Below are 10,640 nucleotides of genomic sequence, written 5' to 3'. Positions count from 1 at the left end.
TGGGTAGATTACGCAAAAGACGACTTAGAGATTGCGCGCGAGTTACTAAAAAGCGAATTTTGCCCAACGAGAGATATTTGTATCTCATTGTCAACAAGCAATAGAAAAATATTTTAAAGGTTTCTTAATAGAGCATGGATGGGAATTACAAAAAACACATAATTTAAAATTTCTTTATAAAGAAATTTTAAAAATTAAAGATTTGAGTTTAGACATAAATTTTATAATAGAAATTTACAGAAAATATGAAAAAGTTGATACCCGGATGATTACAATCCCCCAAGAGAAGAAGAAGCAAGAGAGTATTACAAGTTCGCATTAGAAGTAAAATCAAAAATAGAACAAGAATTGAAGTAACGAACTTCTTATTTTTCCCTAAAAACCACAATAATTATACGCATTAGAGGAGAGAAGAAAAACAATTTTTATAAAATAATACTTGCAAAGTTTTTTATTAAATACAAAGGGATATCCCAAATCCCACCGTGTTTGCCGTAGTGCCCAAGAGATGTTCTGATAGCGTATTTTGGTGCAAAATATTTTATATAAGTCTGTAAACTTTTCGCTTGCAAATTGCGTTCTGCCTTAACTTCTAGAGGGATAATAGTACCATTATATTGAAATAAAAAATCAACTTCTGCTGTACCTTTGCTTTTATCGTTTGCCCAATAAAAAATTCTGCTATCAAAAGGGCAAGATTTTAATTCCTGTAAAACAAATTGTTCAGTAAGAGCACCTTTAAATTGGTTAAAAACCGCAGGGTCTGGCTCGGCAAGTGTTTGCAAAGCTAACCCAGATTTTGCAGAAAATAAACCTACATCTAACATATAGAGTTTAAATTGCTCTTTGCCGTAAGAATCTAAAGGCAAAGAGGGTGTTTGAATACGGCTAACTTTATATATTAAACCAACTTTTTGTAGCCAATAAAGTGCGCTTTCAAATTCTTTTGCTCTTGCACCTTTTTTCATATCGCTATAAACAAATTGCTTGTTTTCTTTTGCCAACTGACTAGGTAAGGAATCCCAAATCATTCCAACTTTGGGGATAGACGGCACATCAATATGTTTTGAAAAATCACTCTCGTAATCACGCAAAATTGTTCTTTGTGTTTCTCGAACTTTCTCATAATCTTTTGTTTCAACAAAAATCTTAACAGCGCGTGGCATACCTCCTACAAAATAATATTGCTTTAAAAGAACGGTTAAATCTTTATCTATAATTTCAAATTTGTTAAACGCTTTGTCATCAAGCATTCGTTGGTAACGTGTTTCCCCTACAGCAAGCAAGAATTCCGCAAAGCTCAAGGGAAAAAGTTCAACCCTGTCAACTTTACCTACCGGGAAAGAATCTCCCTCGTGCATAGCTACACCCAAAAGACTACCAGCAGAAATAATGTGATATTGAGGTGCGTCCTCACAAAAATATTTAAGAGCTCCTAGTGCACGGTTGCATTCTTGTATTTCATCAAACATAATCAGCGTTTTCTGGGGTATAATTTTAAAACCTGCTTTATATTCCAAAGAACGAATAATGTTTGCTGGCTTTAAGTCGCTTGCAAAAAAAGCTTTTGCAGACGGTTCAACATCAAAATTTACGTATACAGTGTTTTCATATTGCGTTTTTCCAAACTCTTTCATCAGCCAAGTTTTGCCCACTTGACGTGCACCATCTATAATCAGGGGCATTCTGTTTGGGTTATTTTTCCAAGAAATCAACTTTTTAAAAGCAAATCTTTGCATTTTTTAAACCTCTAAACTTTAAATTACCTATTTGTTATATACAAACAAACAATAAAAGTCAAACCGGTTTTATGTTGTACACAACATTTTATTGGCCTGACTTTTTGTTGTCTAAAACATATATTAGACTGAAGTTTACGCGAATATTGTCTACATATATCGTATTAGCGCCTGACTTGACCGTTTTAACGAAAAAAAGGTGGTTTGGGGGAACAAAAGGTCAAGTCAGGTAGCAACAATAGAGGAGGCTGTCTAAAACTCTAATATATACTCGACACTGCTGTATTAAACAATATTTGTTATATTTGAAACTTGCTCTTATCACTCTATAAATTTTGCTTTTTTGTCTTACTTTGTAAAAAATTTACTTGCAAAACATCCGTATAAAACTCTTTTTGAAAAATAAATATCTTTTTATAAAATCTGAAAATTTGCAGCGTTATTGCAAATTTTCAGATTTTATGATATGTTATTATATTATGTAGTGTACTTAAGGACAGGACTATATGGATAAAAAAAGAACTCTTACAAATGCTATTTTAGAAATCTCTAAATCTTTTAAAGTTTTGCTTGTTACCGGAGCAAGACAAGTAGGGAAAACTACATTATTAAAAAACACATCAACGCCTGAAAGAAAATATGTTACCTTGGACAATCCTTCATTTTTAATTCAAGCAAAAACAGATCCTCAAGGATTTCTGGAAGAATATTCTCCGCCTGTTTGTATTGATGAGATTCAATATGCTCCTGAACTATTTAGTTATATAAAAATGATTGTTGACTCTTCTAACAAATATGGGAGGATTTGGCTTACAGGTTCTCAATCGTTTAATATGATGCAAGGTGTTACTGAAAGTTTAGCAGGGCGCGTTGCAATACTTAATATGTTTGGATTTTCATTGTATGAGCTGCAAGATAAACCTAGTTTGCAAAAACCATTTTTACCCAAAAAAGATAGAGAAAGAATTTTAGATTACAAAAACTCTAAAGAAACTTTTAAAATTATATGGCAGGGATCATTTCCTGAGGTTATAAATAAAAACGAAAGAGACAGAATAATATTCTATGACTCTTACATACAAACCTATATTGAACGAGATGTACGCCAAATTATAAACATAAGTAATGAGATTTCATTCCTTACATTCTTAAAAGTATTAGCAGCAAGAACTGGCCAAGAGCTTAATTTAACAGACATATCTAAAAGCGTAGGGATTGCTGTAAATACTGCAAAAAATTGGTTATCTGTTTTACAAACTTCAGGACTTGTATATTTACTACAACCATATTTTCAAAACACAACAAAAAGATTAACAAAAACAGCTAAAATGTATTTTATGGATACTGGTCTTGCAGCATATCTTGCTGGCTGGACTACCCCTGAAGCTTTAGAAATAGGTATCGCAGCCGGCTCTTTTTTTGAAACATTTGTTGTAAGCGAAATCATAAAATCATATAAACACAATGCGGTCTCAGCAGATTTATATTATTATCGTGATTCCGACAAAAACGAAATTGATTTGCTTATATACAAAGATGGATATTTTTACCCAATAGAAATAAAAAAAACCTCTACGCCAACTTTAGACGACACTAAAGTTTTTAAAACTTTCTCAAAAATAGAGCATGTCAAGCATGGAAATCTAATTTGTTTAACACCTACACAACAACCATTGTTTACTAATGCAACTGCAATTTCTATTTGGGATATTTAAAATTTCTGGCTTGACCAGTAGCGTTCCCCTATATTTACTTTTTCATGAATAATTTCTTTCTACCTACTACCGGGCAAGTCAAACTCTACAATTGCTATCTATACTATTTGGGGTTCTTTAAAATCCTTGACCCATGCCTTTACTTGTGCGTTATTCGGCACAGCTACGTTTTTTGCTTTGTCAAAAAAATCACTGCAAGGATATGCATACTGTTTTTTACTCATCTTCAGGCAAGTCTTTTGTTTCCACAGCATCTTGCGCTTCTTGTTCATTTTCTTCTTTTATTACAGAAGCTAATGCGGCAACTTTATCATCTTGCCCAAGTTTTACTAGCCTTACGCCTTGAGTATTTCTACCTATTACAGAAATACTATTGACTCTAAGCCTAATTGTAATCCCTTCTTTTGTCATTATCATCACTTCTTCATTAGCATTAGCTTTTTTTATGCCTATAACATTACCATTTCTTTCTGTGGCTTGCATGTTTATTACACCATGCCCTGATCTTCTTTGCAAACGGTATTTACCAACTTCAGTCCTTTTTCCATACCCATTTTCCGATACTGACAAGAAAATATCTTCTGGAGCAAGTACTTCCATGCCTATCACTTCATCATCTTTTTCTAAAGATATTCCTTTTACGCCCATACCGTTCCTACCGATTGCACGCACATCGCTTTCTTTAAATCTTATAGCTATACCTTTTTTAGTTGCGATTATAACTTCTGGATTTTTTTCTATAGCTTTTACTTGCGTTAAAATATCTCCATCTTCTAGCTTAATTGCTATTATCCCGCCTTTTCTTGGATTTTTAAACTCTTCAAGAGCAATCTTTTTGATTGTTCCTTTTCTTGTACACATAAGCAAGTACTCTTCCCTAATATCTCTAGCATTAAATGATCTTATAGGAATTGCTGCTGTTATTTTTTCTTCTGTACCTTGCAATTGCAAAAGGTTCACTATCGCTTTACCTTTAGAAGTTCTAGCCCCTTCAGGTATCTCATAAACCCTTGTCCAGTAAAGTCTGCCTCTAGTGGTAAAAAATAACATGTAAGAATGAGAGTTTGTGATAAACAAGTTTTCTACAAAATCTTCTTCTTTTGTGTTCATCGCAGTTATTCCTCGTCCTCCTCTATGTTGAGCTTTATAAGTATCTAGAGGAATACGTTTAATATAACCTGTATGCGACATCGTTACCGCAACGTCTTCTTCTTGAATTAAATCTTCAATGTTAAAGTCTGCTTCTGCAGCTTGAATTTGCGTTTTTCTTTTATCGCCATATTCATCTTTAATTTCAACTATCTCTTTTTTAATTATCGCTAAAACTTTTTTAGGATCTGCTAAAATAGAACGAAGCTGTTCTATGAGTTTTATTTTTTCTAAGTATTCATCTTCCACTTCTTGTCGTTTTAGGCCTGTCAATTGGCGAATTTTCATCTCCAAAATAGCTTCAGACTGTACTTTGGTTAAACGGAACTTAGACATTAGTGAAGTTCTTGCAACTTCTTCGTCATGTGACTCTTTCATTATTTTAATAATAGCATCAATATTGTCTATTGCTATTTTTAAACCTTCCAAAATGTGCGCACGGCTTTCAGCTTTTTTCAAATCAAATTGTGTTCTTCTTACAACAACAACTTTTCTGTGCTCAATATGGTGTACTAAAACTTCTTTAATGTTCATGACTTTAGGTCTATTGTTTACAAGAGCAAGCATTATAACACCAAAAGAAGTTTGCATCTGAGTATGTTTATAAAGTTGATTTAGCACAACTTGAGCATTTGCATCTCTTTTAATTTCTATAACTACCCTTATCCCTTCTCTGTCAGACTCGTCACGTAAGTCAGAAATACCGTCTATTTTTTTATCTTTTACCAAATCTGCAATGGATGTTATAAGATTTGTCTTGTTTACTTGATACGGAATTTCTTTTACAATTATGGCTTCTCTAGCCCCTTTTATTTCTTCTATCTCGGCTTTAGCTCTTATTCTTACAGAGCCTCTACCTTTTTCCATATACTCTTTAATACCGCCTTTACCTAAAATAATTGCTCCTGTAGGAAAGTCGGGCCCTTTAACAAACTTAAATATTTCACTAACTGGAAGCTCTGGGTCGTCTATTAAAGCTACTAAAGCATCACATATTTCCAACAAATTGTGCGTTGGAATATTTGTAGCCATACCTACAGCAATACCGGAAGAACCGTTAATTAAAAGGCTTGGAAGTTTTGTAGGTAAAATTAATGGTTCTTTTAAAGAACCATCATAGTTTGGTATAAAATCTACTGTATCTTTATCCAAATCTGCAAGCATTTCATCGGTAATTTTGTCCATTCTAACTTCGGTGTAACGCATAGCTGCAGCAAAGTCTCCATCTATGCTACCAAAATTACCTTGCCCGTCAATCATTGGGTACCTTAAAGAAAAATCTTGTGCCATTCTAACAACTGCACCATAAACTGCAGAATCTCCATGTGGATGGTATTTACCCAAAACATCACCAACGACTCTTGCAGACTTTTTATATGCAGTATTGTGTTTTAATCCCATTTCTTTCATTGCATAGAGTATTCTTCTATGCACTGGCTTTAATCCATCTCTAACATCAGGTAAAGCTCTTCCTACAATTACACTCATGGCGTAATCTATATAAGAGGTTTTCATTTCGTCTTCAATGTTTCTTGGAACAATACTTACTGGCAGTATCTCTGCTGGCCCTTCTTTTGTTTCCCTTGACATTTCTATCCTCTTGTAAAATTATTCCATGTATAGTTTTAATTTTTTGCAAAATTTCTTCATCAAAAACAAACATCTTTTTTATTACACATATGCAGCTTACAGTAAAATGTATGTACTTATACGTATAAATTAAATATCCAAATTCTTTACATCAAGAGCATGTGTCTGTATAAAAGCTCTTCTTGGTTCCACTTGATCTCCCATTAAAGTCGTAAATACTCTATCTGTTTCTATAGCATCTTCTAGCTTCACTTGTAAAAGCTTTCTATTTCTTACTTCCATTGTAGTCTCCCAAAGTTGGTCAGGATTCATTTCCCCAAGACCTTTATACCTTTGGATTGTCGCACCTTTATTCCCAAGTTCTCTTATTATATTTATTAACTCTGTTGTAGAATGTAATTCATAAATATCACCATGCTCTTTCTTTTGAGAATCTTGCAAACGATAAACCGGCTTTTGGTGTGTTTGACCATAATGCTCTAAATGCAACCCCTCAGATTCTAACTGTTTTGCAAGCTTGTCTATATGTGCTAACTCCCACAAATCTTTGTACTCTGGTACAATTTCGTCAGCTTGCAAATTGTCGGTAATTTCTGCAAGTTCTCCTTGCAAAGTAAGCAATTCTCTGCGTCTTGCAAGAAGTTGTTCTTTAAATTCTTTCCAATCTTGATCAGAATAAATATATTCAACTTTCCCATCTTTAATTACTCTATAGATAGGTATTCTGTCATGAGCGTGAAATTTAAGATAGTCTTCCCAGGTCACGCCTTTTCTTTGAATTTTCTTTAACAAGGTATCCAATTCGCTGATATTTTCTACTATCTTTTTTAAAGTCTTAAAATCTATATCTTTTATTACTTTCCCATCGCTTATTAAAGACATTTCTAACCCCTCAAGAGCGGACGAAAATAAAAATTTATCTAACTTTTCTTCGGAGTCTAAATACATTTCTTTTTTACCCTTTTTTACTTTATATAGTGGCGGTTGGGCAATATATACATAACCTCTCTCTATAAGCTGCGGCATTTGTCTATAGAAAAATGTCAAAAGCAATGTTCTAATATGAGCACCATCGACATCGGCATCTGTCATAATAATAATTTTATGATACCTGACCTTATCTATGTTAAAATCTTGTTCAGCTTTTCCAATCCCAGCACCTATAGCGGTAATTAAAGTTCTTATTTCCTCATTAGTAAGCATTTTTGTAAGACGAGATTTTTCAACATTTAGAATTTTACCTCTTAAAGGAAGTATAGCTTGGAAAGATCTGTCTCTCCCTTGTTTAGCAGATCCTCCTGCAGAGTCTCCTTCAACAATAAAAAGCTCAGTTTTTTGAGGGTCTCTTTCAGAACAATCTGCAAGTTTACCAGGCAACGAACCCGAATCTAAAGCCCCTTTTCTTCTTGTAAGCTCCCTTGCTTTTCTTGCAGCTTCTCTGGCTTCAGCGGCATTTACAGCTTTATCTAAAATGGCATTTGCTATACTTGGATTTTCTTCCAAAAATATTGTTAACGCATCCCCTACGATAGACTGGGTTATTCCCTCAACTTCAGAATTCCCTAACTTTGTCTTGGTTTGTCCTTCAAATTGTGGGTTTGGCACTTTTGTAGAAATAACAGCTACTAAACCTTCCCTAACATCATCTCCTGAAAGCTTTAAATCTTTAACTTTAGATATTTCATTTTTCTTTATATATTCGTTTACAGACCTTGTTAAAGCAGAACGAAACCCGGACAGATGTGTTCCACCTTCTATTGTGTTAATATTGTTTACAAAAGTAAACACATGTTCGTTGTAAGAATCATTATATTGCATAGCAACTTCTACAACAACATTTTCTTTCTCTTTTGCAAAGTAAATAGGTTCTTTATTTATAACGTTTTTATTTGTATTTAAGTACTGTACAAAAGTTTTTATGCCTCCATCGTAATCAAAAATGTGCTCTTTGTCGTCTCTTTCGTCTACAATTCTTATATGTGTACCAGCATTTAAAAACGCAAGTTCTCTAAGCCTGTTTGTAAGAATATCAAAAGAATAGGTTGTTACAGAAAAAATTTCTGCGTCAGGATGAAATGTTACTTTCGTACCTCTTTGCCCTGTAACACCAATCTCTTCTACAGGTCCTAAAGCTTTACCTCTAGAATATTTTTGTTGATATTTTTTCCCATTTCTATAAACTTCCACCTCTAAAGAATCACTCAAAGCATTTACACAAGACACGCCAACACCATGAAGTCCACCAGAAACTTTATAAGTATCTTTGTCAAATTTTCCACCAGCATGCAACTTTGTAAGCACTATTTCTAAAGCTGATATACCTTTATATTTAGGATCTGGATGAGGATCTACTGGTATTCCTCTTCCATCATCTAAAACAGTTATAGAGTTGTCCGGATGTATTGTAACTTCAATATTTTTGCAATAGCCTGCCAATGCTTCGTCTATTGAGTTATCCACAACTTCATAAACAAGATGATGCAAGCCTTGTTCACCTGTAGAACCAATATACATTGCGGGTCTTTTACGAACTGCTTCTAGACCCTCTAAAATTTGGATGTTTGATGCATCATAATTTGTCTTTTTAGAACCATCGTTTTTTGCTTCTTCGTTTATCATGAATACTCCTTCCTAATGTTTTTAAAAGAGCCCCTATACATAATTACCAATTTAATACCAGTCAAGTAAGGTGCCACCTCAGCTAACGCATAAACAAGGGGTGGTGTTAAAACTATTACCTGCTCTAACCTTTCAAAGTTAAGATGGACTTACATCTTTATACTATCTTTACTTTAATGTCTTTTATCGTAGATTTGCCAACATATTGGTTTAATTTTCTTATTATTTCTTTTTTACGTAAGTTAAATTCATAGACAGCTACTGAGCTTTGCGTCTTAGCAAATATCGTCCCATCTTTATAGCCTATTACATCTATTCCGTCTATTCCTGTTTCTTTTGCCCATACTTTAGTTATGGTAAAAAATTCATTTTCAAGACCAAACTTTTTTTTTAGGGCACTAATAATATCATAAGCCTGCGTCCATGCCATAGACTACATCCTCATTGGCATAATAACACAAATATAATTTTGATTATTCTCCGGAGAAAGTTTTGCAGGATTTAAAGCATTTTTAAACTCAAAAATAATAAATTCCTCTTCTATATTTTGCAAAACATCTTTTACAAAGTTAGGATTAAAATTTATCTCTTCATTTTCCCCTTGATATTCAACCTCTAATTCGACCTCACCAGATCCTAAACCAGCTGTTGAAGCTGAAATTTTTAAGGTATTTGGACTAAAATAAAATTTTATTGCTGCAGATCTGTCAGAAGATATCTTATCAGCTGTAAGTAAAGCCATCTGCTTTACAGCTGCTAATGTGTTTTTAACATTTAACTTGATTTTCGTTTCACTTGTTTTAGGTATTACTTGCTCATAACTAGGAAATGTTCCTTCTATTAATGTAGATAAAAATGTAACACCATTCATATCCAAAGCTATTTGATTTTCTGTAAGTCCAAGTTTTATTGTATCTGATTGTATATCAGATGTTAAAAGTCTCAAGATATCTGTCATAGCTTTAGCAGGTACTATAGCTTTGCCTTTTACATTGCTTTGTACATTATTATCCTCTATATAGGCGAGCCTTCTTCCATCTGTAGAGACCATTTTTAATTTATTGTCTTCTATTATAATGTAAACTCCATTTAAAACATACCTTTGCGCATCTTTAGATACTGCAAAGATGGTTTTTTTTACCATAGATGTAAAAGCGTCTTTTTTTATAATTATATTGTTGTCTTTTGGAAAATCAGGTATTACAGGATATTCTTTTTGGGAAATTCCCATAAGGTTAAATCTAGACTTACCTGACTTTATATTAATTTGATTTGTATCATCTGCTTTTATTTCTATTTCTTGATCAGAAGGAAGTTCTTTTATTATATCAGCAAATCTTTTAGCAGGTATTGTTATAGCTCCTTCTTCTACGATTTCCCCTTTAATATAGCACTGCACTGCTATCTCTAAATCTGTTGATGAAAGTTTTATCTTATCAACACTTGTCTCAAACAAAATGTTAGACAGTACAGGAAGTGTACTTTTGGATGATGCTACAGGGGACACTATCTGTATGCCCTTCATTAACTCATCTTTTCCACAAATTACCTTCATTTGTTCCTCCATAGTTTCTAAGAAAAACTAGTTATAGTAATAATAATGTCCTGGATATTGGGGATAACTTAATAATAACCTAAAAAAACTATATTTATCAATATAAATTCGAAAAAAGATTGTTATAACAAATATGTTAATAAAGTTCAAAAGTTATTCACAGTTTTACCAAGCAAATTAATTATACAATTTTTTAAAAGTTATTCACAGTTTTATAAACCATAGATTATCAGGTTTAAAAAGCTAAAAATTTTTAACCGTACAAATTAAAGA

The 10,640-nt window shown here is 33.1% G+C and carries 7 protein-coding genes; 2 read left to right on the top strand and 5 right to left on the bottom strand.

The annotated features are described in order from the left end of the window. Positions 1 to 73: 73 nt before the first annotated feature. Complete coding sequence (locus tag LBD57_RS04095; protein WP_373470060.1) at positions 74 to 322, top strand: HEPN domain-containing protein; 249 nt, start codon at positions 74 to 76, stop codon at positions 320 to 322. 103 nt (positions 323 to 425) lie between these two features. Here the strand turns inward: LBD57_RS04095 and LBD57_RS04090 are convergent, their stop codons facing one another. Further along, positions 426 to 1,739, bottom strand: a complete 1,314-nt coding sequence (locus LBD57_RS04090) for an ATP-binding protein (protein ID WP_373470056.1) — start codon at positions 1,737 to 1,739, stop codon at positions 426 to 428. 506 nt (positions 1,740 to 2,245) lie between these two features. Between LBD57_RS04090 and LBD57_RS04085 the strand changes: the two genes are divergently transcribed. Beyond that, positions 2,246 to 3,454, top strand: coding sequence for an ATP-binding protein (locus LBD57_RS04085; RefSeq protein ID WP_373470055.1), 1,209 nt, complete (start codon positions 2,246 to 2,248; stop codon positions 3,452 to 3,454). A gap of 216 nt (positions 3,455 to 3,670) precedes the next feature. Here LBD57_RS04085 and gyrA read toward each other — a convergent pair whose 3' ends face one another. The 4 genes from gyrA to dnaN form a co-directional block, all read right to left on the bottom strand. After that, complete coding sequence (gene gyrA, locus LBD57_RS04080) at positions 3,671 to 6,193, bottom strand: DNA gyrase subunit A (protein WP_373470054.1); 2,523 nt, start codon at positions 6,191 to 6,193, stop codon at positions 3,671 to 3,673. 129 nt (positions 6,194 to 6,322) lie between these two features. Beyond that, the gene (gene gyrB / locus LBD57_RS04075; RefSeq protein ID WP_373470053.1) at positions 6,323 to 8,812 is read right to left on the bottom strand and encodes a DNA topoisomerase (ATP-hydrolyzing) subunit B; all 2,490 of its coding nucleotides are present in this window, start codon (positions 8,810 to 8,812) and stop codon (positions 6,323 to 6,325) included. Between the two features lie 157 nt (positions 8,813 to 8,969). Continuing rightward, positions 8,970 to 9,242, bottom strand: a complete 273-nt coding sequence (locus LBD57_RS04070; protein WP_373470052.1) for a DciA family protein — start codon at positions 9,240 to 9,242, stop codon at positions 8,970 to 8,972. A gap of 3 nt (positions 9,243 to 9,245) precedes the next feature. Further along, positions 9,246 to 10,367, bottom strand: coding sequence for a DNA polymerase III subunit beta (gene dnaN, locus LBD57_RS04065; protein WP_373470051.1), 1,122 nt, complete (start codon positions 10,365 to 10,367; stop codon positions 9,246 to 9,248). Positions 10,368 to 10,640 lie beyond the last annotated feature (273 nt).

This window comes from Candidatus Endomicrobiellum cubanum (genome assembly GCF_031278955.1).
In the GTDB taxonomy this organism is placed as follows: domain Bacteria; phylum Elusimicrobiota; class Endomicrobiia; order Endomicrobiales; family Endomicrobiaceae; genus Endomicrobiellum; species Endomicrobiellum cubanum.
This window is presented reverse-complemented; position numbering and strand designations above follow the sequence as displayed.

Excerpts from the sequence above, each read along its gene's own strand:
- LBD57_RS04090 (WP_373470056.1), bottom strand. The coding sequence starts at position 1,739 with ATGCAAAGATTTGCTTTTAAAAAGTTGATTTCTTGGAAAAATAACCCA.
- LBD57_RS04085 (WP_373470055.1), top strand. The coding sequence starts at position 2,246 with ATGGATAAAAAAAGAACTCTTACAAATGCTATTTTAGAAATCTCTAAA.
- gyrA (WP_373470054.1), bottom strand. The coding sequence starts at position 6,193 with ATGTCAAGGGAAACAAAAGAAGGGCCAGCAGAGATACTGCCAGTAAGT.
- gyrB (WP_373470053.1), bottom strand. The coding sequence starts at position 8,812 with ATGATAAACGAAGAAGCAAAAAACGATGGTTCTAAAAAGACAAATTAT.
- LBD57_RS04070 (WP_373470052.1), bottom strand. The coding sequence starts at position 9,242 with ATGGCATGGACGCAGGCTTATGATATTATTAGTGCCCTAAAAAAAAAG.
- dnaN (WP_373470051.1), bottom strand. The coding sequence starts at position 10,367 with ATGAAGGTAATTTGTGGAAAAGATGAGTTAATGAAGGGCATACAGATA.